General features: G+C 59.9%; 26 protein-coding genes and 1 pseudogene. 17 read left to right on the top strand and 10 right to left on the bottom strand.

All coding sequences use genetic code 11. The features are described 5' to 3' along the window. The first annotated feature begins 3 nt into the window (after positions 1 to 3). The 5 genes from motD to KGB24_RS28815 all read left to right on the top strand — a co-directional run bounded on the left by motD (position 4) and on the right by KGB24_RS28815 (position 3,615). Positions 4 to 894 carry a flagellar motor protein MotD gene (gene motD / locus KGB24_RS28835; RefSeq protein ID WP_223416486.1) on the top strand — a complete coding sequence of 297 codons (891 nt, stop codon included), beginning with the start codon at positions 4 to 6 and terminating at the stop codon, positions 892 to 894. 39 nt (positions 895 to 933) lie between these two features. Then, on the top strand, positions 934 to 1,722 hold the full coding sequence (locus KGB24_RS28830; RefSeq protein ID WP_008024619.1) for a ParA family protein: 789 nt from the start codon (positions 934 to 936) through the stop codon (positions 1,720 to 1,722). Between the two features lies 1 nt (position 1,723). Continuing rightward, the gene (locus tag KGB24_RS28825) at positions 1,724 to 2,662 is read left to right on the top strand and encodes a CheW domain-containing protein (RefSeq protein WP_223416487.1); all 939 of its coding nucleotides are present in this window, start codon (positions 1,724 to 1,726) and stop codon (positions 2,660 to 2,662) included. A 74-nt stretch (positions 2,663 to 2,736) separates the two neighbouring features. Further along, entirely contained in the window at positions 2,737 to 3,222 is a 486-nt protein-coding gene (locus KGB24_RS28820) for a chemotaxis protein CheW (RefSeq protein WP_008024622.1), read from the top strand. Beyond that, positions 3,223 to 3,615 carry a DUF2802 domain-containing protein gene (locus KGB24_RS28815; protein WP_008024624.1) on the top strand — a complete coding sequence of 131 codons (393 nt, stop codon included), beginning with the start codon at positions 3,223 to 3,225 and terminating at the stop codon, positions 3,613 to 3,615. 420 nt (positions 3,616 to 4,035) lie between these two features. On the opposite strand, the gene KGB24_RS28810 is transcribed toward KGB24_RS28815, so the two are convergent. Together KGB24_RS28810 and KGB24_RS28805 are read right to left on the bottom strand one after the other, a co-directional pair. Further along, positions 4,036 to 4,365 carry an EscU/YscU/HrcU family type III secretion system export apparatus switch protein gene (locus KGB24_RS28810; protein ID WP_008026830.1) on the bottom strand — a complete coding sequence of 110 codons (330 nt, stop codon included), beginning with the start codon at positions 4,363 to 4,365 and terminating at the stop codon, positions 4,036 to 4,038. Next, a complete protein-coding gene (locus tag KGB24_RS28805) occupies positions 4,362 to 5,936 on the bottom strand; it encodes a flagellar hook-length control protein FliK (protein WP_223416488.1) in 1,575 nt (524 codons plus the stop codon). Before KGB24_RS28805 ends, KGB24_RS28810 begins: the two co-directional genes overlap by 4 nt. Before the next feature lie 196 nt (positions 5,937 to 6,132). Between KGB24_RS28805 and ccmA the strand changes: the two genes are divergently transcribed. From ccmA to KGB24_RS28755, 10 genes are all read left to right on the top strand, one after another. Further along, entirely contained in the window at positions 6,133 to 6,768 is a 636-nt protein-coding gene (ccmA, locus tag KGB24_RS28800) for a cytochrome c biogenesis heme-transporting ATPase CcmA (RefSeq protein ID WP_008026825.1), read from the top strand. After that, positions 6,765 to 7,433, top strand: coding sequence for a heme exporter protein CcmB (gene ccmB, locus KGB24_RS28795; RefSeq protein WP_008026823.1), 669 nt, complete (start codon positions 6,765 to 6,767; stop codon positions 7,431 to 7,433). Before ccmA ends, ccmB begins: the two co-directional genes overlap by 4 nt. Positions 7,434 to 7,511: 78 nt before the next feature. Further along, positions 7,512 to 8,267, top strand: a complete 756-nt coding sequence (locus KGB24_RS28790) for a heme ABC transporter permease (protein WP_008026821.1) — start codon at positions 7,512 to 7,514, stop codon at positions 8,265 to 8,267. Beyond that, on the top strand, positions 8,264 to 8,440 hold the full coding sequence (gene ccmD / locus KGB24_RS28785; protein WP_008026820.1) for a heme exporter protein CcmD: 177 nt from the start codon (positions 8,264 to 8,266) through the stop codon (positions 8,438 to 8,440). The genes KGB24_RS28790 and ccmD overlap by 4 nt, the downstream gene beginning before the upstream one ends. After that, positions 8,437 to 8,892 (top strand): cytochrome c maturation protein CcmE, encoded by a 456-nt coding sequence (ccmE, locus tag KGB24_RS28780; protein WP_008026817.1) that lies wholly within the window; start codon positions 8,437 to 8,439, stop codon positions 8,890 to 8,892. Before ccmD ends, ccmE begins: the two co-directional genes overlap by 4 nt. Positions 8,893 to 8,895: 3 nt before the next feature. Next, positions 8,896 to 10,884 carry a heme lyase CcmF/NrfE family subunit gene (locus tag KGB24_RS28775; protein WP_223416489.1) on the top strand — a complete coding sequence of 663 codons (1,989 nt, stop codon included), beginning with the start codon at positions 8,896 to 8,898 and terminating at the stop codon, positions 10,882 to 10,884. After that, positions 10,881 to 11,417, top strand: coding sequence for a DsbE family thiol:disulfide interchange protein (locus KGB24_RS28770; RefSeq protein WP_223416490.1), 537 nt, complete (start codon positions 10,881 to 10,883; stop codon positions 11,415 to 11,417). The genes KGB24_RS28775 and KGB24_RS28770 overlap by 4 nt, the downstream gene beginning before the upstream one ends. Next, positions 11,414 to 11,887 (top strand): cytochrome c-type biogenesis protein, encoded by a 474-nt coding sequence (locus KGB24_RS28765; protein ID WP_192419640.1) that lies wholly within the window; start codon positions 11,414 to 11,416, stop codon positions 11,885 to 11,887. The genes KGB24_RS28770 and KGB24_RS28765 overlap by 4 nt, the downstream gene beginning before the upstream one ends. Continuing rightward, positions 11,880 to 13,082, top strand: a complete 1,203-nt coding sequence (gene ccmI, locus KGB24_RS28760; protein ID WP_223416491.1) for a c-type cytochrome biogenesis protein CcmI — start codon at positions 11,880 to 11,882, stop codon at positions 13,080 to 13,082. Before KGB24_RS28765 ends, ccmI begins: the two co-directional genes overlap by 8 nt. 14 nt (positions 13,083 to 13,096) lie before the next feature. Then, positions 13,097 to 13,501, top strand: coding sequence for a hypothetical protein (locus KGB24_RS28755; protein ID WP_008026806.1), 405 nt, complete (start codon positions 13,097 to 13,099; stop codon positions 13,499 to 13,501). Between the two features lie 56 nt (positions 13,502 to 13,557). On the opposite strand, the pseudogene KGB24_RS28750 reads toward KGB24_RS28755, so the two are convergent. The 4 genes and pseudogenes from KGB24_RS28750 to KGB24_RS28735 form a co-directional block, all read right to left on the bottom strand. After that, positions 13,558 to 14,132: pseudogene (locus tag KGB24_RS28750) on the bottom strand (PIN domain-containing protein). After that, a complete protein-coding gene (locus KGB24_RS28745; protein WP_008026802.1) occupies positions 14,129 to 14,596 on the bottom strand; it encodes a helix-turn-helix domain-containing protein in 468 nt (155 codons plus the stop codon). The pseudogene KGB24_RS28750 and the gene KGB24_RS28745 overlap by 4 nt, the downstream one beginning before the upstream one ends. An 81-nt stretch (positions 14,597 to 14,677) precedes the next feature. After that, a complete protein-coding gene (locus KGB24_RS28740; RefSeq protein ID WP_223416492.1) occupies positions 14,678 to 15,565 on the bottom strand; it encodes a LysR family transcriptional regulator in 888 nt (295 codons plus the stop codon). A gap of 145 nt (positions 15,566 to 15,710) precedes the next feature. After that, on the bottom strand, positions 15,711 to 16,430 hold the full coding sequence (locus tag KGB24_RS28735) for an SDR family oxidoreductase (protein WP_223416493.1): 720 nt from the start codon (positions 16,428 to 16,430) through the stop codon (positions 15,711 to 15,713). 314 nt (positions 16,431 to 16,744) lie between these two features. On the opposite strand from KGB24_RS28735, the gene KGB24_RS28730 reads away from it, so the two are divergent. Beyond that, on the top strand, positions 16,745 to 17,149 hold the full coding sequence (locus KGB24_RS28730) for a type II toxin-antitoxin system HicB family antitoxin (RefSeq protein ID WP_192226071.1): 405 nt from the start codon (positions 16,745 to 16,747) through the stop codon (positions 17,147 to 17,149). A 113-nt stretch (positions 17,150 to 17,262) separates the two neighbouring features. Here KGB24_RS28730 and KGB24_RS28725 read toward each other — a convergent pair whose 3' ends face one another. Beyond that, a complete protein-coding gene (locus KGB24_RS28725) occupies positions 17,263 to 18,468 on the bottom strand; it encodes an MFS transporter (protein WP_223416494.1) in 1,206 nt (401 codons plus the stop codon). Positions 18,469 to 18,682: 214 nt separating this feature from the next. Between KGB24_RS28725 and KGB24_RS28720 the strand changes: the two genes are divergently transcribed. After that, a complete protein-coding gene (locus KGB24_RS28720) occupies positions 18,683 to 19,300 on the top strand; it encodes a hypothetical protein (protein ID WP_223416495.1) in 618 nt (205 codons plus the stop codon). Positions 19,301 to 19,484: 184 nt separating this feature from the next. Here the strand turns inward: KGB24_RS28720 and KGB24_RS28715 are convergent, their stop codons facing one another. The 3 genes from KGB24_RS28715 to KGB24_RS28705 all read right to left on the bottom strand — a co-directional run bounded on the left by KGB24_RS28715 (position 19,485) and on the right by KGB24_RS28705 (position 22,334). Further along, positions 19,485 to 20,480 carry a sulfate ABC transporter substrate-binding protein gene (locus KGB24_RS28715; RefSeq protein WP_223416496.1) on the bottom strand — a complete coding sequence of 332 codons (996 nt, stop codon included), beginning with the start codon at positions 20,478 to 20,480 and terminating at the stop codon, positions 19,485 to 19,487. Positions 20,481 to 20,573: 93 nt separating this feature from the next. Then, on the bottom strand, positions 20,574 to 21,398 hold the full coding sequence (locus KGB24_RS28710) for an ion transporter (RefSeq protein WP_008026787.1): 825 nt from the start codon (positions 21,396 to 21,398) through the stop codon (positions 20,574 to 20,576). 21 nt (positions 21,399 to 21,419) lie between these two features. Beyond that, positions 21,420 to 22,334, bottom strand: a complete 915-nt coding sequence (locus KGB24_RS28705; protein WP_008026785.1) for an urea transporter — start codon at positions 22,332 to 22,334, stop codon at positions 21,420 to 21,422. Between the last annotated feature and the right edge of the window lie 12 nt (positions 22,335 to 22,346).

Here is a 22,346-nt window from a genome sequence, read left to right as displayed (position 1 = left end):
ACTATGGCACGCCGTCGACAACCTGAAGAACATGTAAACCATGAACGCTGGCTCGTTTCCTATGCCGACTTCATTACGTTGCTGTTCGCCTTTTTCGTGGTGATGTACTCGATTTCTTCGATCAACGAAGGCAAGTACAAGATCATCTCGCAAGCGTTGATCGGCGTGTTCACCGATTCGGATCGTTCGCTCCAGCCGATCCCCATCGGTGAAGAGCGTCCGAAAACCGTGACCCCGGCCAAGCCGCTGGTCAAGGACAGCGAACAGGTCGATGCCGGCATCGCCGGTGCCAGCGATCCGCTGAAAAGCATTGCCGATGACATCAGCGCCGCGTTCGGCGACTTGATCAGCTCCAACCAGATGACCGTTCGCGGCAACGAGTTGTGGGTCGAGATCGAACTCAATTCCAGCCTGTTGTTCGGCAGCGGCGATGCCATGCCCAGCGACATGGCGTTCAACATCATCGATAAAGTCGCAGTGATCCTGAAGCCGTTCGACAACCCGATTCACGTCGAAGGTTTCACCGACGATCAACCGATCCGCACCGCGCAATACCCGACCAACTGGGAACTGTCCTCGGCCCGTTCGGCGAGCATCGTGCGGATGCTGGCGATGCAGGGGGTGAATCCTGGTCGTTTGGCGTCGGTGGGTTACGGCGAATTCCAGCCGGTGGCCAACAACGCGACCGCCGAAGGCCGTGCGCGCAACCGTCGTGTGGTGTTGGTGGTGTCACGAAATCTTGATGTCCGTCGCAGCCTCACTGGTACCGGAACCGCTCATGCGCAACCGGATGCCGCGTTGAAGCGTGCTGGCACACAAACTGCACCTGCACCAGTCAAGTCGCCGGGACGAGAGAGCGCCGTCAATTCTCCGTCACCCGCATTAACACGTTGAGCTATTTCCCGGTCGAATCGACCGGGAGGAACAATCCGAATGAGAGTCTGGGCCGTTGCCAATCAAAAGGGTGGTGTTGGTAAAACCACTTCCTCTATCGCTTTAGCCGGGTTGCTGGCTGAGGCGGGCAAGCGCGTGGTCGTGGTCGATCTCGATCCCCACGGCTCGATGACCAGCTACTTCGGTTACGACCCCGACAGCCTGGAACACAGCAGCTACGACCTGTTCTTGCACCGGGGCAGCGTGCCGCAAGGCTTGCCCGGTCAGTTGCTGTTGCCCACCAGTCACGCGAGTATTTCCCTGTTGCCGTCCAGCACCGCGCTGGCGACGCTTGAGCGCCAGTCGCCGGGGCAGAGTGGTTTGGGCCTGGTGATTGCCAAGAGCCTGGCGCAATTGTGGCAGGACTTCGATTACGCAGTGATCGACAGCCCGCCGTTGCTCGGCGTGCTGATGGTCAATGCCTTGGCGGCCAGTCAGCAATTGGTGATTCCGGTGCAGACCGAGCACCTGGCGGTCAAAGGCCTGGAGCGCATGGTCAACACGCTGGCGATGATCAACCGTTCGCGTAAGCAGCCATTGGCATTCAACATCGTACCGACCCTGTTCGACCGGCGCACGCAGGCGTCGCTCGGGACCTTGCGGGTGTTGCGCGACAAGTATCCGGAAGAAATCTGGCAAGGCTACATCCCGGTCGATACGCGTTTGCGCGACGCCAGCCGTGCCGGCGTGACGCCTTCGCAATTCGACGGCAAGAGCCGCGGTGTGCTCGCCTATCGCGCGCTGCTCAAGCACTTGCTGGCGCAGCAATCCGTTGCGCAGGTGGCGTGAGATGAATCGCCCGGTAAAAATCACTTCCCGTCCGCAACTTGCGCTCCAGTCCTATCTGGACAGCTTGTTGATGGACGCGACCGAAGAGTTGCCGCCGGAAATCGAAGCGATTCCCGAGGTGGTCGAGGTTGAAGCGGCGCTGGACGAATTCCAGGCCGCGGTGCTTGAAGAACAGGCCCGCGATGCGCAGAAGCCTGCCGAGAAACCGCCAGCCGTTGCCGCGCCGGTCACCGCACCTGTGGTGAAAGCCCCGGTGGCGCTGATGGAAGCGCCGGCTCTGGCGCCGGTATCGACCATCGCTCCGCTGCTGCAAGCGCTGGTACCGCCGACCGCTCCGCTGCTGCAAGAGCTGGTACCGCCGACAGCACCGCAGCTGCAAGCGCTCGTGCCGCCGATCGTCGAAGTCCATCTGCCGCCGAGCAACACGCCGCCGCCAGTGGAAACCAACGGCCGTCCTGCGTGGGCCGCCGAGCCGTTCGAATGCCTGTTGTTCGATGTCGCCGGGTTGACCCTGGCGGTGCCGCTGGTGTGCCTGGGCTCGATTTATTCCCTGGCCGGTCAGGAACTGACACCGCTGTTCGGTCAGCCGGAATGGTTCCTCGGAATCCTGCCGAGCCAGGCCGGCAACCTGAAAGTGCTCGATACCGCCCGTTGGGTCATGCCCGACCGCTATCGCGATGATTTCCGTCAGGGCCTGCAATACGTTATTTCGGTTCAGGGCTACGAGTGGGGGCTGGCAGTGCATCAGGTCAGCCGCTCGTTGCGCCTGGACCCGAACGAAATCAAATGGCGCACCCACCGTGGTCAACGGCCATGGCTGGCGGGCACGGTGATTGAACACATGTGTGCGTTGCTCGACGTTTCCGAACTGGCCGAGCTGATCGCCAGCGGTGGGGCGAAGCACATGGGCGGCGGCAAGCTGTCCCACAAACCGACATAAAAAACACGCGGGGCAAGTGACTTGCCATCGCACTGAACACACACCGCTAGGGCGGTTTTTCGAGGGGTCAGGGTATGAATGATAAGGCGTCGTCTGCAAAAGGTTCCGAAGATCCGATCCTGCAATGGGTAACCTTCAAGCTGGACAATGAAACCTACGGCATCAACGTGATGCGCGTTCAGGAAGTCCTGCGTTACACCGAAATCGCCCCGGTCCCGGGTGCCCCGAGCTACGTGCTGGGCATCATCAACCTGCGCGGCAATGTGGTGACCGTGATCGACACCCGTCAGCGCTTCGGCCTGATGAATGCCGAGATCAGCGACAACACCCGGATCGTCATCATCGAAGCCGACAAGCAAGTGGTCGGGATCATGGTCGACAGCGTGGCTGAAGTGGTTTACCTGCGTCAGTCGGAAATCGAAACCGCGCCGAACGTGGGTAACGAAGAGTCCGCCAAGTTCATTCAAGGCGTGTGCAACAAGAACAACGAATTGCTGATCCTGGTCGAGCTGGACAAGATGATGAGCGAAGAAGAATGGTCGGAACTGGAGAGTATCTGATTGATTCTTGAGGTTGCGGTCATTGTCCTGTTCCTCTTCTGGGCAGGCACGCTGGCAATGTTTCTGGCGTACATTCGCGGTCAGCGGCAGATCGCCGCGCAACAGGCCGAGGGCGATGCGCTGCGCGATCAGCGCATCAAGGACCTGAGTAAACGTGTTGACAACTACCAGAACGGCAGCGTGCGCATGGGTGAAGACCTTCACGAGCTGCGCGCGGTGGTCGGGCCGTTGCCGGACAAGCTGGCTCAGCTTGAACAGCGCGACCCGTCGAGCCTGTCGTTTGCCCAGGCAGCACGCCTGGTCGGAATGGGCGCGAGCGTCGATGAACTGACTCAGTCCTGCGGCTTGACCCAGGCTGAGGCGGAGTTGATGAGCAAGCTGCACAAGAACTGACAGCGCTTTTGTAGGAGCCGGCTTGCTGGCGATGGCGTCCGAAAGGGCGCTGCAAGACTCCAGACCGCTTCGCCGGCAAGCCGGCTCCTACAGAGTTTGGTGTGTTCCCGGATTTTTCACACGACGGCGCACTTGTAGGAGCTGGCTTGCCAGCGATGGCGTCCGAAAGGGCGGTGCAAGCCTCAGGGCCGTTTCGCCAGCAAGCCGGCTCCTACAGGTCAGTGGTGTTCACAGGTTCGTGCTACACCACAAAAAACTGTAGGAGCTGGCTTGCCAGCGATGGCGTCCGATAGGGCGGTGCAAGCCTCAGGGCCGTCTCGCCAGCAAGCCGGCTCCTACAGGTCAGTGGTGTTCACAGGTTTGTGCTACACCACAAAAAACTGTAGGAGCCGGCTTGCTGGCGATGGCGTCTTCGAAACCTCAGTAATCATCCCCGCGATCGGTGATGTCCTTCTCGATCATCGGCGCACTCGGGTCATGCCCCGCCGGAAACTTGCCCTTCAGATTCCAGGCAAACGCAATGATCTCGGCGATCGTGCGATACAACTCCTCCGGAATACTGTCCCCAAGCTCCATCCTCGCGAGTAATTTCACCAGCTCGGCGTTTTCGTAGATAGGTACTTCATAATCGCGGGCAATCTTGAGGATTTCTTCCGCCAGTTCTTCGTCGCCCTTGGCCGTGAGGGTAGGGGCGTGGGTACCGTCGTATTTGAGGGCGATGGCCTGGCGTGGAGTATCGGGATTTCTCATGCGGTTTCGTCGACCCAGCGTTGTTCCAGACGGGTTTGAGGACCTTGCGGCGGTGTGCCAAGGTGGCAATCGAGATCGCCGACATTCAGGCCAGATGCCAGCAAGCGTTCGCGCAGCCCGACAAGATTGCTCTCGATCAGACTCGCGGTGTACGGCCGCTCGGCCCATAGCTGGCTGGACAGACTGCCGTTGATCAACTGCGCCTGAATCTGCAGCGGCCCCAACGGCTCCATGTCGAACGCCAACTCGACGCGCCACAGTTGTTGCTTGGGCTCGCGTTCGTCACGGCGTTCATTGGCTTGTTCTTTCTCCGGTGCTTCCTCGCGCTGGAACTTGACCTGCAACGGCACGATGTCCTGCATGTTGCGCATCGGGATTTCCAGCTGCCAGGTGCTCATCAGCCGGCCGTCGTTCGTGACGCCGGTTTGCTCCAGGCTCGACAGTTGATGGCTTTGCAGGCGTGAAACCGCCGCTGCCGCCAGACGCAGCAAGTGTTCCAGATCACCTTCGCCGTCCGCGCTCTGCAGGAAGCGTTCCGGCAAAGGAAAACTGGTTGGCTGCGGTTTGGCGCTGACCTGGCCGAGCATGCCGAGGGCGCTGCGCACGAAGCTCGGCATAGCCTGGGCCAGCGTGTTGGCAGCGATGATCGCATTGAAATTGGTGTTGGCCGGCAACCCCGGTGTCAGTTGCGCGATCAACTTGAGCAAATCACCTTTCATGTCCGGTGCCAGCGTCGGGTTCGTCCCGGCGAGCAGTTTCGCCTCGAGGAACAGCCCGCTATTGGCCAGCGCCTGGGCCAGGCCTTTTGGCGTACTGAGTTGCTGCACGTCCGGCAGGCCGGCGAGCAACTTGTCCACGGCGACACGCAGGTCGCTGGACGTTTGATTCGAGGCTGGCAGGTTTTGCAGCAGTTTCAGTAATCCGTCCAGCGAGCCCTGGCGGCTCTGTTGGCTGACCAGTTGTTGAGTGACTGCCAGTTGTTCCTGGCGGCTGCTCAACGGGACGAATTTCAGGGTCTGGGTGTCTTGCACCAGCGCGCTCAGCAAGGTACCGATGCGCAGCGGCGTCGGGCTGTCGATGTTCAGGGTGCTGCCGCTCAACGCCGTGTTGAGCAGACTTACCATTGAGCGAAACACCGTCGGCTGGCCCGGCACTTGCGGCAGCACCTGGGAGGTCAGCACTTTGCCTTGCAGCAGGGTGCCCACCGGCAGTTGTGTGGTGTCGATGCGGGTGAGGGTGGCGACGCTGGAGGCAATGGCTTGTTGCACCGTCACGGCGAGGTTGCCGGCCGATGGCTGGGTAATTGCTAGGTTCGTGCCCTGTGGCAACGGTTGGCTGCTGGTGGCCTGAACCGTCGTCTGACGGCCGTTTTCAAGGGTGACCTTGAGCAGCAGTTGAAAGGACTGATCCGCCTGCTTCAGCGACAGCACTTCGGCTTTGGCTGTCTGCCCGACGGTAATCAGGCCCTCCATCGGCGTCAGCAGCTTGAGCAGTTCGCCACTCACCACCTGCGGTCGCGGCGTCGCGGGCGTGGTCGGTGGTAGCGGGAGGATGTTCATTTCGCCTGTCATACGCGGTCACAACCTGAGGAAATTGCCCTCTTTAGAGTGGGGCATGGCATGTATAATGCCGCCCGTCTTTCACAGAGTGGCGAAAACATTGCATTTGTTTGACGCAGCTCTCTAGAACAGGCCGCCAATGCATCTATGCTGCATCTCTTTAGCGGCCGTTCCGCCGCCGACTTGAACCGTAAAGGCCCGTGATCTCTTGACCAGTCCTGTCCTGCAAACCGTTGCCCTTGCTTGTGAGCGAGACCTTCGACTGCTCTTCGAAAATCTCGAATTGAGACTGGCCAGTGGCGAAATGTTGCAAATCAGCGGCCCCAACGGCAGTGGCAAAACCAGCCTTTTGCGTTTGCTTTCGGGCCTGATGCAACCGACCGCCGGTCAAGTGCTGCTCAATGGCCAGCCGCTGAACGAACAACGCAGCGAACTGGCGCGCAATCTGCTGTGGATCGGTCATGCCGCTGGCATCAAGGATTTGCTGACCCCCGAAGAAAACCTCAGCTGGCTCTGCGCGCTGCATCAACCGGCCTCCCATGAAGCCATTTGGGCAGCGCTTGCTGCTGTCGGACTGCGCGGTTTCGAAGATGTTCCGTGCCACACCCTGTCCGCCGGTCAGCAACGCCGCGTGGCCCTGGCACGGTTGTATCTGGACAGCCCGCCGCTGTGGATCCTCGACGAGCCGTTCACTGCGCTCGACAAGCAAGGCGTGGCGCAACTCGAAGAACACCTGGCCGCGCACTGTGAGCGCGGCGGCATGGTGGTACTGACCACGCACCACACGCTGAGTCGAATGCCGACCGGCTATCGCGACATTGATCTGGGGAATTGGGCCGTATGAGTGTTTTCGGCCTGTTGGTCGCCCGTGAGGCTCGCTTGTTGTTCCGTCGTCCGGCGGAGTTGGCCAATCCGTTGGTGTTCTTCGCGATTGTGGTTTCGCTGTTCCCGTTGGCGGTCGGTCCCGAGTCTCAATTGTTGCAAACCTTGTCTCCGGGACTGGTCTGGGTGGCAGCCCTTTTATCGGTTTTGCTCTCGCTGGACGGGCTTTTCCGCAGTGATTTCGAAGACGGTTCCCTTGAGCAGTGGGTCCTTTCGCCGCACCCCCTGCCTCTTCTGGTTTTGGCCAAGGTACTGGCACACTGGGCCTTCTCTGGTCTGGCACTGGTTTTGCTCGCTCCACTGCTGGCGTTGATGCTCGGTTTGCCCACCGCCTGTCTGCCCGTGTTGCTGCTTTCCCTGTTGCTGGGTACACCGGTGCTGAGCCTGCTCGGTGCAGTGGGCGCGGCCCTGACGGTAGGCTTGAAGCGGGGCGGCTTGTTGCTGGCCTTGCTGATTCTGCCGTTGTACATCCCGGTGTTGATTCTCGGCAGTGGCGCCTTGCAGGCGGCATTGCAGGGCATGCCGGCGATCGGTTATCTCCTGTGGCTTGGTAGCCTGACCGCCCTGGCGATAACCCTGACACCTTTTGCAATAGCTGCTGGCCTGAAGATCAGCGTCGGCGAATAATGAGGTCTGGTTAAATTTTAACCAGTAAAGACCCTAGGCTGCTTGTGATAACGAGCAGCAACCGTGATGGAAACAGTAATGAACTGGACCTGGTTTCATAAGCTCGGCTCACCCAAATGGTTTTATGGCATCAGCGGCAAACTGCTGCCGTGGCTGAGCATCGGAGCGTTGCTGCTGATCAGCATTGGTGTCGTTTGGGGCCTGGCCTTCGCGCCGCCGGACTACCAGCAAGGCAACAGCTTTCGCATCATCTATATCCACGTTCCCGCCGCCATGCTGGCGCAGTCGGTCTACGTGATGCTGGCGGTGTGCGGCATCGTCGGGCTGGTGTGGAAAATGAAACTGGCCGACGTCGCCCTGCAATGCGCGGCGCCCATCGGTGCCTGGATGACCGCCGTGGCGCTGGTCACCGGCGCGATCTGGGGCAAACCGACCTGGGGTTCGTGGTGGGTCTGGGATGCACGACTTACGTCCATGCTGATTCTGCTGTTTCTGTACTTCGGTCTCATTGCGCTGGGCAACGCCATCAGCAATCGTGACAGCGCGGCCAAGGCCTGTGCGGTGTTGGCGATTGTCGGCGTGATCAACATCCCGATCATCAAATACTCGGTGGAGTGGTGGAACACCCTGCACCAGGGCGCGACCTTCACCCTCACCGAAAAACCGGCGATGCCGGTCGAAATGTGGCTGCCATTGCTGCTGACGGTGCTGGGTTTCTACTGTTTCTTCGGCGCGGTCTTGCTGCTGCGCATGCGCCTTGAAGTGCTCAAGCGCGAGGCCCGTGCCAGTTGGGTGAAAGCCGAAGTGCAGAACAGCCTGGAGGCCGCTCGATGACTTTTGCTTCATTCGGCGACTTCCTCGCCATGGGCCATCACGGCCTGTATGTCTGGTCAGCCTACGGCATCAGCCTGGCAGTGCTGGCCCTCAACGTGGCGGCGCCGATCCTGGCCCGCAAGCGGTATCTGCAACAAGAGGCGCGTCGTCTGCGCCGGGAGAACGGCAAGTGAATCCGCTGCGCAAAAAGCGTCTTATCATCATTCTCGCGATCCTGGTCGGTGTCGGCGCTGCCGTCGGTCTGGCCCTGAGCGCCCTGCAGCAGAACATCAATCTGTTTTACACCCCGACGCAAATCGCCAACGGCGAAGCGCCGCAAGACACGCGTATCCGTGCGGGCGGCATGGTCGAGAAGGGGTCGCTGCAACGCTCCGGCGATTCGCTGGACGTGAAATTCATCGTCACCGACTTCAACAAGTCCGTGACCATCAGTTACCGCGGCATCCTCCCGGACCTGTTCCGTGAAGGGCAGGGCATCGTTGCGCTGGGCAAACTGAACGCCGACGGCGTGGTGGTGGCTGACGAAGTGCTGGCCAAGCACGATGAGAAGTACATGCCGCCGGAAGTGACCAAGGCTTTGAAAGACAGTGGTCAATCTGCTCCAACGCCCGCGAAGGAGGGTTGATCGATGACGTCTGGAATCTTTATTCCTGAACTCGGCCATCTGGCCATGATTCTGGCGCTGTGTTTCGCGCTGGTTCAGGCCGTGGTGCCGTTGCTCGGTGCCTGGCGCGGTGATCGTTTGTGGATGAGCCTGGCCCAGCCGGCCGCCTGGGGGCAGTTCGCGTTTCTGCTGTTCGCTTTCGGTTGCCTGACCTACGCGTTCATGGCCGACGACTTCTCCGTCGCCTACGTCGCCAGCAACTCCAACAGCGCCTTGCCGTGGTACTACAAGTTCAGTGCAGTGTGGGGCGCGCATGAAGGCTCGTTGCTGTTGTGGGCGTTGATCCTCGGCGGCTGGACCTTCGCCGTGTCGGTGTTCTCCCGGCAGTTGCCGCAAGTCATGCTGGCGCGGGTGCTGGCGGTGATGGGCATGATCAGCACCGGTTTCCTGATGTTCCTGATCCTTACCTCCAACCCGTTCGCACGGATCCTGCCGCAGATTCCGGCGGACGGTCGTGACCTCAACCCGCTGCTGCAAGACATCGGCCTGATCGTTCACCCGCCAATGCTGTACATGGGCTACGTCGGTTTCTCCGTGGCCTTCGCGTTCGCCATCGCGGCATTGCTCGGCGGTCGACTCGATGCGGCGTGGGCGCGTTGGTCGCGTCCGTGGACCATCGTCGCCTGGGCCTTCCTCGGCATCGGCATCACGCTCGGTTCGTGGTGGGCTTACTACGAACTCGGCTGGGGCGGCTGGTGGTTCTGGGACCCGGTGGAAAACGCCTCCTTCATGCCTTGGCTGGTGGGCACTGCGTTGATCCACTCGTTGGCGGTCACGGAAAAACGTGGCGTGTTCAAGAGCTGGACCGTGTTGCTGGCCATCGCTGCGTTCTCGTTGAGCTTGCTGGGTACGTTCCTGGTGCGTTCCGGCGTGCTGACCTCGGTTCACGCCTTTGCCTCCGATCCCGAGCGCGGCGTGTTCATCCTGATTTTCCTGCTGTTCGTGGTGGGTGGCTCGCTGACGCTGTTTGCCCTGCGTGCGCCGGTGGTGAAGAGCCATGTCGGCTTCAACCTCTGGTCTCGCGAAACCTTGCTGCTGGGCAACAACCTGGTGCTGGTGGTAGCGGCGTCGATGATCCTGCTGGGAACCTTGTACCCGCTGATTCTTGATGCAATGACCGGCGCCAAGCTGTCGGTCGGCCCGCCGTACTTCAATGCGCTGTTCATTCCATTGATGGCGTTGCTGATGGTGGTGATGGCGGTTGGCATGCTGGTGCGCTGGAAAGACACTCCGGTCAAATGGCTGATGAGCATGCTGACCCCGGTGTTGCTCGGCAGCGCCGCGCTGGCCGTGGTGGCTGGCGTCGCTTATGGCGATTTCAACTGGGCCGTGATCGCGACGTTTATGCTGGCCGCCTGGGTGTTGATGGCCGGTATCCGCGACATCTTCGACAAGACCCGCCACAAAGGCCTGATCAAAGGCCTGCCGACCCTGACACGCAGCTATTGGGGCATGCAGCTTGCGCATTTGGGTATCGCCGTGTGCGCGCTCGGTGTCGTGCTGTCGAGCCAGAACAGCGCCGAACGTGACCTGCGCCTGGCACCGGGCGAGTCCATGGACCTGGGCGGTTATCAGTTCGTGTTCGAAGGCGCCAAGCACTTCGAAGGCCCGAACTTCACTTCCGACAAAGGCACCGTACGGGTGATCCGCGACGGCAAGGAAATCAGCGTGTTGCACCCGGAAAAACGCCTGTACACCGTGCAGAACTCGGTGATGACCGAAGCCGGGATCGACGCCGGGTTCACCCGCGACCTTTATGTCGCACTCGGCGAGCCGCTGGGTGAAGGCGCCTGGGCCGTGCGCGTGCACGTCAAACCGTTCGTGCGCTGGATCTGGTTCGGCGGTCTGCTGACCGGTTTGGGCGGGCTGCTGGCGGCGCTGGATCGTCGTTATCGGGTCAAGGTGAAAAGCCGCGTGCGTGAAGCATTGGGCATGACGGGAGCGACTGCATGAGACGTTGGTTGATGCTGTTGCCGCTGGCGGTTTTTCTGGTGGTGGCTGTTTTCCTTTATCGCGGGCTCTATCTGGACCCGGCCGAGCTGCCTTCGGCAATGATCGGCAAGCCGTTTCCGGAGTTTTCCCTGCCCGCGGTGCAGGGCGACAAGACCCTGACCAAGGCAGATATTCTCGGTAAGCCGGCACTGGTCAACGTGTGGGGCACCTGGTGCATTTCCTGCCGGGTCGAGCACCCGGTGTTGAACAAACTGGCCGAGAAGGGCGTGGTGATCTATGGCATCAACTACAAGGACATCAATGCGGATGCCTTGAAGTGGCTGGTGGAGTTCCACAACCCGTACCAATTGGACATCCGTGACGACGAAGGCACGCTGGGCCTGAACCTCGGCGTATACGGCGCTCCGGAAACCTTCTTCATCGACGCCAAGGGCATCATCCGCGACAAATTCGTCGGCGTGATCGACGAGCAGGTCTGGCGCGAAAAACTGGCGGCCAAGTATCAGACGCTGGTGGACGAGGCCAAGCCATGAAGCGCTGGATAGCTGCCGCCGTTTTGGGCTTGAGCATGGCCGGCGTGGCGCACGCGGCCATCGATACCTATGAGTTCGCCAAAGAAGCTGATCGCGAGCGTTTTCGCGAACTGACCAAAGAACTCCGTTGCCCCAAGTGCCAGAATCAGGACATCGCCGATTCCAACGCACCGATCGCCGCCGACCTGCGCAAAGAAATTTTTCGCATGCTGGGCGAGGGCAAGGACAATCAGCAGATCATCGATTTCATGGTCGATCGCTACGGTGATTTCGTCCGCTACAAACCCGCACTCAACGCCAAGACTGCCTTGCTCTGGTTCGGCCCCGCCGGCCTGCTGTTGGGCGGTTTTGTGATCATCGCCGTGATCGTCCGCCGTCGTCGCGTCCAACGCGCTGATGCCAAGGATGAGCTTTCTGCCGAGGAGCGCGAGCGCCTCGATCAACTGTTGGATAAAACCAAGAATGATTGATTTCTGGCTCGCTGCAGGTCTGCTGCTTCTGGTTGCCCTGAGTTTTCTGCTGATTCCCGTTCTGCGTGGCCGCCGCGCCCAGCTGGAAGAGGATCGTACTGCCCTGAACGTCGCGCTGTATCAAGAGCGCGTGGCTGAGTTGCAAACCGAGCAGGAAGAGGGCGTGCTCAACGCTGCGCAACTGGAAACCGGTCGCGCCGAAGCTGCTCGTGAGTTGCTCGCCGACACCGAAGGCGCCGATGCACCGCGCGCGGCGCGTCTGGGCAAACCGTTGCCATTGCTGGCGGCGATTCTGGTGCCGGTGTTGGGGCTTGGGCTCTACCTGCATTTTGGCGCCAGTGACAAGGTCGAACTGACCCGCGAATTCTCCCAGGCACCGCAGTCGATGGAAGAGATGACCCGCCGTCTGGAACGCGCCGTCGCCGCTCAACCGGATTCGGCCGAAGGCCTGTACTTCCTGGGTCGCACATACATGGCGCAGGATCGTCCCGCCGACGCGGCGAAGATCTTCGAGCGCACGGTGAACCTGGCCGGTCGTCAGCCGGAACTGCTCGGCCAATGGGCGCAAGCCCAGTACTTCGCCGATGGCAAGAAGTGGTCGGACAAGGTTCAGGCCCTGACCGACGAAGCGCTGAAAGCCGATCCGAAGGAAGTCACCAGCCTTGGCCTGCTCGGTATCGCCGCGTTTGAAAGCGCGCATTATCAGGACGCCATCGATTACTGGAATCGCCTGTTGGTGCAACTGCCACCGGAAGACGGCTCCCGCGCCGCGCTGCAAGGCGGTATTGCCCGGGCTACCGAAAAACTCGAAGCCAGCGGCGGCAAGGTTGCCCAGGTGCCTGCGCCCAAGGTTGCAGCGTTGCTCAAGGTCAGCGTCGATCTGGCGCCAGAGCTAAAGGCCAAGGTTCAGCCGGGTGACAGCGTGTTCATTTTCGCTCGCTCCACCTCGGGGCCTCCTGCACCATTGGCCGCCAAACGCCTGACCGTGGCTGACTTGCCGGCGACCGTCGAACTGGGCGATGCCGATGCAATGATGCCGCAGTTGAAACTGTCGAACTTTCCTGAAGTCCAACTGGTTGCGCGCATCTCACGTGCGGGCCAGCCGACTGCAGGCGAATGGATCGGTCGCAGCCAGCCTCTGGCCAGCAGCACCACCGCGGCGCAAAAACTGATCATCGACAGCCCAGACAAATAACAGGAACCACCGCCATGACCGCCATTGCTCGTATTACCCTGCTCAGTCTGGTTTTGGGGTTAAGCGCGTGTGCGGTCCAGCGCCCCGAGCCGACGTCGCTGCCCCCGATCCCGCCGTCGCAACCCCGCCCGACGCCGTCAACGACACCGACGCCTGGCAAGCCAAGTATTCCGGCCAAGCCCGCCAAACCGCTGCCACGCACCTCGGCCAGCTTCGCACCGCCACCGGGCGGTAATAGCCATTGGGATCAGAAGCTCGGCGTGTATGTGCTCGATGACCAGACCAACACCTTCTACCGCCAGCGCACGTACTACCGCTGGAACAACGGCTGGAGCCGCTCGATCAGCCCGAACGGGCCATGGGAAGACACGGACATCCATGGCGTACCCGGTGGGTTGGGACGGCAATTCGGGCAGTAAATGGAAACGGCGATCTACGGATCGCCGTTTTGCTGTCTGGAGTCTGTGAAGGACGTTCAGAGAATGGCGCGGTACTCGGTCAATGCCTTGCTCGATTGAACCAGGCCCTGACGCAGCAGAAGTTCAAGGTAACTATCGACATCCATCGGCGGCAGCTTCAGTTGCTTGCGCTGCCGTTGTGCCGCCTCGATCACTGCCGCCGGATCGAGGTCAAAAAGGTTATCGACGAACTCGTCAGGGTGTTGAGCCTCAATACCGAAGGGGCTCAGGGCGGTGCAGGGGAAATCTTTCTGGTTGAAGGTGACGATGACGCTGGCATTACAGTGAATGGCAACAGCCAGGACATGTCGATCATCGACGTCGGGTAGCGTCAATCCTTCAATAAGCTCTTCGTAACCGGACACGCAAGCGTCGGGTAATGCTTGATCCATCAGTTCGACGTGCGGTTCAGTTGTCCTGTGGTCAGATCCGGACGGTTTTTGAGCAAATTGCGTTTCCATTCGTTGTGTATCTCCATTGTCCATTTCGCTCTAAAACGTCCGGAGAGTGCAAGCCACATCAAAAAATCTCTCAGGGGCGCGGGGTACAACACACAGGCGTCATATACAGCGGTAAAAGAGGAGTGCCTCACTCGTATCCTGTCCTTAACGCTTGTGCCTGCTCGGCGAGCAGCATCATTGCTTGCTCGCTGGCGGTATCGCGCCGGTTTTTATAGTCCATCAAATCGGCAAAGCGCACACGTCGGTGCTTGCCGGTTTTGTGGTAGGACAAGTCGCCGGATTCGAGCAGTTTGATCAGGTGCGGGCGTGAGACGTTAAGCAGATCAGCCGCTTCCTGCGTCGTCAGCTCAGCGTGAACCGGGACTACTTTGACAGCATTGCCCGCAGCGAGCGCTTCCAGGATATCGACTAGCAAACGAAGAGCCGAAGTGGGTAATTCGACGCTGTGAGCCTCATTCTGTTCGTCGAAAATCTGGATGCGCTGTGTTTCGAATTGAGTGGCAAGGTAGGCCGCCAATGCGCGCTGACCTTCAATAGCAGCCTGTACTTCGCGCTCCAGTGGGAGGTTTATCGTCGGATGGAGGGTGGGTGACATGATGGTTCCAGTCTTCTGAACAAGCGAAGCTGGCAGGCTATTCGAAATAATCGAAAATCGCAATAAACGAAACAGATACTATCAAACCCTTTTTACCAACAACCCCTGCACATACTCCACAAACGCCCGAGCCTTGGCGCTGGCCATCCGCCCGGTTGGAAACACCGCCCACAGTTCCTGAATCGGCAGCTTCCACTCCGTCATCACCTCCCTGACCACTCCGGTGGCCAGCTCTGGCGCAAACATCCACGCCGATGCCATGGTCAGCCCTTGATGGGCCAGCACCGCTTCACGCAGACCTTCCGCGGCGCTGACGCGAATCCTGCCGCTGACAGTGACGGTTTGTTCTTCATCCGCCTTTTTGAACGGCCAGTGAGCGCCGCCGGCCAGCGTGTAAATCACCGCCTGATGCTGGCTCAGATCGGCAGGGCAGGCGGGTTCGCCGTGTTGTTCGAAGTACGCAGGCGTACCCAGTAACACACGCCGGCATTCGGCGATCTTGCGCGCGGTGAGGTTCGAATCGCTCAAGGTACCCATGCGCAGGGCGACGTCGACCCCTTCCTCCACCAGATTGACGTTGCGATCATCCAGCATCAGGTCGATGGTCAATTCAGGGTTTTGCTCGAGAAACGGCCCGAGGTGCGGGACGATGTGCATCCGGCCGAAGGTCACGGCGGCGCAGATGCGCAAGTTGCCTGTCAGCCCGTTGGCGGCACCGCGAGCCTCATTGTCTGCTTCATCGGCTTCTTCGATGGCACGCTTGGCGCGTTCGAAAAACGCCAGCCCGGCTTCGGTTGGTGTCAGTCCTCGGGTAGAGCGCAACAGCAGCCGGACCGCGAGCCTCGCTTCCAGCTGTGCGATGGTTTTCGACACGGCTGGCTGGCCGATATTCAGCCGTCGCGCGGCAGCGGAAAACGAACCGGTTTCCACCACGTAGACGAAGGTTTCCATTGCGGCCAAACGGTCCATCTCAAGTCCTTGTGAAGATCATAATTGTAGGAGTGAGCCTGCTCGCGATAGCGGTGTATCAGTCACCATCAATGTGAATGACCCACCGCTATCGTCGGAACGCCGCCCGGAGCCGGCTCACTCCTACAAGGGATGGTGTTGTGGGTCAGAACGCCGCTTTGCCTATTGAAGAACCACCGTCTACAAACAGCGTCTGGCCGGTGATGAACCCGCTCTGTTCTGACAGCAAAAATGCAATCGCCGCGGCAATTTCTTGCGGTTGTCCCAGACGCCCCATCGGCACACCGGCCAGATACCGCGCCTCACTTTCACTGCCCGGGGGATTGTTGGTACGAAACAGTTCCGTTTCCGTCGGGCCCGGTGCCACGGCGTTCACCGTCACGCCGGTTTGCGCCAGTTCCAGCGCCCAGGAGCGCGTGAAGCTGATCAACGCCGCTTTTGCCGCGGCATACGCTGTGCGCTGGGTAATCCCGAGCACCGTCAGGCTGGAAATGTTCACCACCCGACCCCAACCCTTGGCGCGCATGTTCGGCAGCAGCGCCTGGGTGGCCTGCAACGCTGAATGCAGGTTGACCCGCATTACGTCATCGAACGTATCGAGGTCGATTTCTCCCAACACTTGCGGGCGTACCAGGCCGACGTTGTTGACCAGCCCATCGAACTCGTAAGTCCCGGCCAGGTCCGCCAGCACTTCCTGGGTGAGTGCCCTGTCGCTCAAATCCAGCGGAAACAGGATGCCGGGAAAGCTCAGGTCAGGCGTGCGGGCAATACCGACCACCCGGTGCCCGGCGCGGTCCAGGTGTTCGGCCACCGCGCGGCCAATGCCTTTGCTGGCGCCGGTGATGAGAAAAGTACGTCGGGTCATTGCACACTCCTTGAACAAAACATGCCGCAGGTCAGGCGGCATTTGAACCGGTCAACCGCGAACCGCATCCCGCATCGCTTCAGGCTCCGGACGCTGAGTGTAAACCGGGATTACCTCGGGGTGACTGCTGACGCAGAGCGAAAGAATTCATTCTCGGGAAGGAAATGCGGGGCCGCAATCACAAATCGTAAAACAACCGAACGTCGTGATCGGGTTTTTTGTGCTTAAGTAAAGATAACTCTAGAGTTATTTTTGTCTGGGCCGGAGCAAGTCGGGCTGTACTGCCCGCCAGCCAGTCACGCAGGAGATCCATAATGCAATATCCAATCTGTATCGAGTGGGGCGACGAGAACACCGCCATCGGTATTCAGATCCCCGATATTCCGGGCGCCGTAACAGCCGGGGATACGTTTGAAGACGCCTATAACGCCGCCATCGAGATTGCCCACATCATGCTTCAGGAACTGGCGGCTGACGGGGAGTCGATCCCGATGCCGACTTCGGCTGCCGCCCATCGTGGCAACCCGGACTTCGCCGACATGGGATGGGGAATGCTGGAGCTGGACATCTCGCCGTACATGGGCAAGACCGAGAAGGTCAATGTGACGTTGCCCGGCTATGTGATTCAGCGTATTGACCGGTATGTGCGCGAGCACAATGTCAAAAGCCGCTCTTCCTTTTTGGCAGATGCGGCGATGGAGAAGCTGGTTCGACATTGAGTAGTGCCAGTTACATCGCCTTCGCGGGCAAGCCTCGCTCCTACAAGAGCACCGATGATCTGTAGGAGCGAGCGATGCGGCGATCCGACTTGCCCGCGAAGCTTTTTAACGTCTTAAGCAGTTGCGAATGAAGCCTTCTGCGAAACACTCAAAAACCGCAACAACGCCAACAGTGGAAACGCGCTACCCACAATCACGATCCACAACCAGCCGCCATGCTCGTACACCGCACTGGCTACCGAGGAACCAAACGCGCCGCCGATGAAGATGCTGGTCATGTACAACGCGTTCAGGCGACTGCGGCTTTTGGCGTCGAGGGCGTAGACCGCCCGTTGGCCGAGGACCATGTTCATCTGTACGCAGAAGTCGAGCACCACGCCGGTGACGGCGAGGCCGATGACGCTGTAGACCGGATGGATAAATGCTGGCAGGAAGCTCAAGCTGGCGAACAGCAGCGCCAGCAGCGAAGCGATGCGGGTGTGGCCAGCATCGGCGAGTCGACCGGCGATGGGCGCAGCGATGGCACCGATGGCGCCGACCAGGGCGAAAATCGCGATCTGGGTTTGCGACAAGCCATGATTACGCGCCAATTCCAGCGGCACGGCGGTCCAGAACAGGCTGAACGTGGCGAACATGCAGCCCTGATAAAACGCGCGCTGGCGCAATACCGGTTGCTGGCGCAGCAGCGTCCACAGCGAACCGAGTAACTGACCGTAGGAAGCGCTGTGATCAGGCTGGCGCTTGGGAATGGTCACGGCCAGCACGATGCTGATGGCCGCCATCAACACTGCCGCAATCACAAACATCGCCCGCCAGCCGAAGTGGTCAGCCACGACGCTGGACACCGGTCGCGCCAGCAGGATCCCCAGCAGCAAACCGCCCATGATCCCGCCGACCACTCGACCGCGAGACTCCTCCGGCGCCAGGTGCGCGGCCAGTGGAATCAGGATCTGTACCGACACCGAGCTGAAACCCACCAGCAACGAGATCAGCAGAAACACATTCGGCTGATCGGTGAACGCGGCGCCCAACAGACTGGCAATCGCCACCACGGTGGTGATGATCATCAGTCGGCGGTTTTCCAACAGGTCACCCAGCGGCACCAGGAAGAACAGGCCCAGCGCGTAGCCAATCTGGGTCAGCGAAACGATCAGGCTGGCCATGGTGCTGGTCAGGCCGATGTCGGGCGCGATCAGGCCGATGATCGGTTGCGCGTAGTAAATGTTGGCAACGATGGCGCCGCAGCAGAAGGCAAACAGCAGCACCATGCCTTTGGTCATTGTCGCGGCACCGTGGGGCGCCTGAGTCGCTGAGTTCATAACGTGTCTCGCTGAACAGAAAGGAATGCGTGAAGGCTAAGTGGCAGGCCGATTCGGCGGAAGAGGGATTGGAGTGATAGCAATCATTCCTTTGCGGAATGAGTGGCGCTGGAACCTGCGCCTGAATTTCAAGATCCGATGATACATTCACTTACATCTTGTTCGATAGCGTGCTTATGTTCTCTCTTACGACTCATCACCGGAAGGCACTTTCATGAACGCGATGTTCCGTTACCTGATTCGCGGCACTTTGATCGGATTGTTCATGGCAAGCCTCGCTCAGGCTGCGGACGCACCGGGCATGCGCATCGGCGTACGCGGGGTGATCACCGGGGTCAGCCCCGACGTATTGAAAGTCCACGTCAACAGCGGCGAAAACGTGGTCATCAACCTGACCAAGGACACCAAGATTCGCGCCGTCACCCTGGCCAATATTGAAGACATCAAACCCGGCAGCTACATCGGCTCGGCGGCCACTGCGCAGGAAGATGGCTCGCTCAAAGCGCTGGAAGTCCACGTCTTTCCGCCGGAGCTGGCCGGCAGTGGCGACGGCCATCGCCCCTTCGACCTGGTCAAGGGCAGCAGCATGACCAACGGCAGCGTCGGTGATCTGGTGGTCAGTAATGGTCGGGTGTTGACCGTCAACTACAAGGGTGGACAGCAGAAGATTCTGGTGCCGGAAGATGTGCCGATCGTGAACCTGGTGCCGGGGGATCGCAGCTTGCTGAAGGTGGGTGTGAAGGTCGTGACGTTTGTAACTCAGAGTGCGGATGGAATGCTGACCGCTCAATCGATTTCGGCCGGCAAGGACGGCGTGACACCACCGATGTAGGACCTAACCCAACCTTTGTAGGAGTGAGCCTGCTCGCGATTGCGGTGTATCAGTCACCATCAATGTGAATGAGCCACCGCTATCGCGAGCAGGCTCACTCCCACAGTTGTTGTGTGGCGTGGCGAAAACTTTCACAAAAAAAGGCGACCTTCTCAGGTCGCCTTTTTCATTGGGCTATCAGCGTTTACTGAGCGTAAATCTGATCAAAGACCCCACCATCATTGAAGTGCGTCTTCTGCACGGTGCGCCAGTCACCAAAGGTCTTCTCCACCGACAGGAAATCCACTTTCGGGAAGCGGTCGGTGTACTTGGCCAGTACCGCCGGGTCACGCGGACGCAGGTAGTTTGCCGCAGCAATTTCCTGGCCTTCCGGCGACCATAGGTACTTCAGGTATTCCTCGGCTGCTGCGCGGGTGCCTTTCTTCTCGACCACTTTTTCGACCACGGCCACTGGCGGCTCGGCTTCAGCGGAGACGCTCGGGTAGATCACTTCGAACTGATCACGGCCAAACTCGCGGGCAATCATTTCCGCTTCGTTTTCGAAGGTCACCAGCACGTCGCCGAGCTGGTTGGTCATGAAGGTAGTGGTAGCCGCACGACCACCGGTATCCAGCACCGGTGCTTGCTTGAACAGCTTGCCGACGAAGGCCTTGGCCTTGTTCTCGTCACCGCCGTTCTTCAGCACATAACCCCAGGCCGAAAGGTAGGTGTAGCGGCCGTTGCCCGAGGTTTTCGGGTTCGGCACGATTACTTGCACACCGTCCTTGAGCAGATCCGGCCAGTCTTTCAGGGCTTTCGGGTTGCCTTTGCGGACGATGAACACCGTGGCCGAGGTGAACGGCGCGCTGTGGTTCGGCAGCAGGGTGACCCAGTTGTCCGGCACCAGTTTGCCGTTGTCTGCCAGGGCGTTGATGTCGGTGGCCATGTTCATGGTGATGACGTCAGCCGGCAGGCCGTCGATCACGGAGCGCGCCTGTTTGCTCGAACCGCCGAAAGACATCTGCAGGGTGATGTTTTCGTTGTGCTCGGCTTGCCAGTGTTTCTGGAAGGCAGCGTTGTAGTCCTTGTAGAAATCGCGCATCACGTCGTAGGAAACGTTGAGCAGGGTCGGTGCAGCCTGAGCCACGCTGGTCAATGCCAGGCCAGCGGCCAGAAGTGAGGCGCCAAAGAGTTTTTTCACTGCGCATTCCTTGTTCTAATTTAAATGTGAGGCAATTTGCCAGCGACTATAACCGGGCTCGTATAGTCCTTTAAAGATTAAAAAGCACTTTGCTTATTCCAGTTTTTTGAACAGCACATTGCCGCACCGCGAGCAAAATGCAGCGCCGTGCTCGTGGCTGTTTTTCTTACACACCGGGCAGTCGTGTTGCAACTGTTCGCCGCGCATGGCGTTGGCCAGTTCGGCGGTGAAAATCCCGGTTGGCACGGCGATGATCGAGTAACCGGTGATCATCACCAGCGACGAAATCACCTGGCCCAGGGGCGTCTTCGGCACGATGTCGCCGAAACCGACGGTGGTCAGCGTCACGATAGCCCAGTAGATGCCTTTTGGAATGCTGGTGAAGCCATGCTCCGGGCCTTCGATCACGTACATCAGCGTGCCGAACACCGTGACGAGCGTGCAGACGCTGACCAGAAACACCACGATCTTCTGCTTGCTGCCACGCAGCGCCAACATCAGGTAATTGGCTTGCTTGAGGTACGGACTGAGCTTGAGCACACGGAAAATCCGCAGCATCCGGATGATCCGGATAATCAGCAGGTACTGCGCATCGGCGTAATACAGCGCGAGGATGCCGGGCACGATCGCCAGCAAATCCACCAGCCCGTAGAAGCTGAAGGCATAACGCAGCGGCTTGGGCGAACAGTACAGGCGCAGGCCATATTCGATGGCGAAAATGACCGTGAAGCCCCACTCGATGTACGCCAGTACGTTGGCGTAGTTCTGATGAATCGCGTCGATGCTGTCGAGCATCACGATGACGATGCTGGCGAGGATGATCAACAGCAGAATGCCGTCGAAGCGCCGCCCGGCTTTGGTGTCGCTCTGGAAAACCATGACGTAAAGGTCTTCACGCCAGTTTTTGCTGCTGTCCATGGATAACGCCTGAATCGAGAATCAGCGCAGCCTAGGGTGATTCTCCTCCAGAGTGCAAGGCGTACCGGCGACGGTGGTTTTGCCGAACATTTGCATAACCGTGCGGATCAGCCAGCAGGCGAGGATAAACGGCGCGGTCAGCGTTGGCAGGCCGATGGCGGCAAACACTGGCGTCAGCAACAGCGCCGCTGCGATGCCGATGAGCGGCAGCCACGGTTGCTGGCGCTGCGAGCTGAGGGCGAGGGCGGCGAGTACGGCGTTATAGCCACCGAGGCCGATCAATGCGCTATAGAAGTCTTGATGCAGCAGGCTCCAGCCCATGCCCGCGACAGACGCCAGCATTGCCCAGCAGAATGCACGGCGATCAGCGATCAGCAAGCCCACGGCGATCATCGCACCGGCCAGCGGATGACCGAGGAACATCACCTGGCCGAGGCCTTTCAGGGGGGCGAGGAGCATGTTCAACGCACTGACTTCGATCAAATGGGCTTCGGTCGAGGGGGTGGCGAAGCACAGCAGCAACCAGCCCAATCCCACGAAGGGCGCCGTATAGGCCGGCAGGTATTGGCTGACCCGGATGCGTTTGAGCCACTGCTGAGTGAGCATCGCGCTCAATCCACCCGCAGCAATGATCAGCGGCGGCAACAGCGCGGACCAAGGGAAATACAGGCTCAGCAGCAAACCGAGCAGGACACCGTTGTAACTGAACAGCCCGGCCTGACGATCGGCCTTGGCGTAGTGGCGACGTTGTGCGGTGAGCAAACCGGCGACACCGCCCAGCAGCGCACCGCCGAGCAGGGCCGGTGCGGTGAATAGAATGGCGAGCAGGCACAACAGACCAAACAGCGGATGGCGCTGGAGGAAAATCTGGCTGAAGCCGTTGAGCAGGGCAGTCGCCCAATCGGGGCAGTGGGTGTTGAAGTGGTTGGCAGGCATGATGAAGTCTGT

The sequence above is a fragment of the Pseudomonas sp. BF-RE-25 genome (assembly GCF_019956105.1).
Taxonomy (GTDB): domain Bacteria; phylum Pseudomonadota; class Gammaproteobacteria; order Pseudomonadales; family Pseudomonadaceae; genus Aquipseudomonas; species Aquipseudomonas migulae.
The sequence above is the reverse complement of the archived record's forward strand: the minus strand, read 5'-3'. Positions and strand labels throughout refer to the sequence as shown.

What these genes read in the sequence shown, in the direction of transcription:
- motD (WP_223416486.1), top strand. Translation starts at nt 4, where the DNA reads ATGGCACGCCGTCGACAACCTGAAGAACATGTAAACCATGAACGCTGG.
- KGB24_RS28830 (WP_008024619.1), top strand. Translation starts at nt 934, where the DNA reads ATGAGAGTCTGGGCCGTTGCCAATCAAAAGGGTGGTGTTGGTAAAACC.
- KGB24_RS28825 (WP_223416487.1), top strand. Translation starts at nt 1,724, where the DNA reads ATGAATCGCCCGGTAAAAATCACTTCCCGTCCGCAACTTGCGCTCCAG.
- KGB24_RS28820 (WP_008024622.1), top strand. Translation starts at nt 2,737, where the DNA reads ATGAATGATAAGGCGTCGTCTGCAAAAGGTTCCGAAGATCCGATCCTG.
- KGB24_RS28810 (WP_008026830.1), bottom strand. Translation starts at nt 4,365, where the DNA reads ATGAGAAATCCCGATACTCCACGCCAGGCCATCGCCCTCAAATACGAC.
- KGB24_RS28805 (WP_223416488.1), bottom strand. Translation starts at nt 5,936, where the DNA reads ATGACAGGCGAAATGAACATCCTCCCGCTACCACCGACCACGCCCGCG.
- ccmB (WP_008026823.1), top strand. Translation starts at nt 6,765, where the DNA reads ATGAGTGTTTTCGGCCTGTTGGTCGCCCGTGAGGCTCGCTTGTTGTTC.
- KGB24_RS28790 (WP_008026821.1), top strand. Translation starts at nt 7,512, where the DNA reads ATGAACTGGACCTGGTTTCATAAGCTCGGCTCACCCAAATGGTTTTAT.
- ccmD (WP_008026820.1), top strand. Translation starts at nt 8,264, where the DNA reads ATGACTTTTGCTTCATTCGGCGACTTCCTCGCCATGGGCCATCACGGC.
- KGB24_RS28775 (WP_223416489.1), top strand. Translation starts at nt 8,896, where the DNA reads ATGACGTCTGGAATCTTTATTCCTGAACTCGGCCATCTGGCCATGATT.
- KGB24_RS28770 (WP_223416490.1), top strand. Translation starts at nt 10,881, where the DNA reads ATGAGACGTTGGTTGATGCTGTTGCCGCTGGCGGTTTTTCTGGTGGTG.
- KGB24_RS28765 (WP_192419640.1), top strand. Translation starts at nt 11,414, where the DNA reads ATGAAGCGCTGGATAGCTGCCGCCGTTTTGGGCTTGAGCATGGCCGGC.
- ccmI (WP_223416491.1), top strand. Translation starts at nt 11,880, where the DNA reads ATGATTGATTTCTGGCTCGCTGCAGGTCTGCTGCTTCTGGTTGCCCTG.
- KGB24_RS28755 (WP_008026806.1), top strand. Translation starts at nt 13,097, where the DNA reads ATGACCGCCATTGCTCGTATTACCCTGCTCAGTCTGGTTTTGGGGTTA.
- KGB24_RS28745 (WP_008026802.1), bottom strand. Translation starts at nt 14,596, where the DNA reads ATGTCACCCACCCTCCATCCGACGATAAACCTCCCACTGGAGCGCGAA.
- KGB24_RS28740 (WP_223416492.1), bottom strand. Translation starts at nt 15,565, where the DNA reads ATGGACCGTTTGGCCGCAATGGAAACCTTCGTCTACGTGGTGGAAACC.
- KGB24_RS28735 (WP_223416493.1), bottom strand. Translation starts at nt 16,430, where the DNA reads ATGACCCGACGTACTTTTCTCATCACCGGCGCCAGCAAAGGCATTGGC.
- KGB24_RS28730 (WP_192226071.1), top strand. Translation starts at nt 16,745, where the DNA reads ATGCAATATCCAATCTGTATCGAGTGGGGCGACGAGAACACCGCCATC.
- KGB24_RS28725 (WP_223416494.1), bottom strand. Translation starts at nt 18,468, where the DNA reads ATGAACTCAGCGACTCAGGCGCCCCACGGTGCCGCGACAATGACCAAA.
- KGB24_RS28720 (WP_223416495.1), top strand. Translation starts at nt 18,683, where the DNA reads ATGAACGCGATGTTCCGTTACCTGATTCGCGGCACTTTGATCGGATTG.
- KGB24_RS28710 (WP_008026787.1), bottom strand. Translation starts at nt 21,398, where the DNA reads ATGGACAGCAGCAAAAACTGGCGTGAAGACCTTTACGTCATGGTTTTC.
- KGB24_RS28705 (WP_008026785.1), bottom strand. Translation starts at nt 22,334, where the DNA reads ATGCCTGCCAACCACTTCAACACCCACTGCCCCGATTGGGCGACTGCC.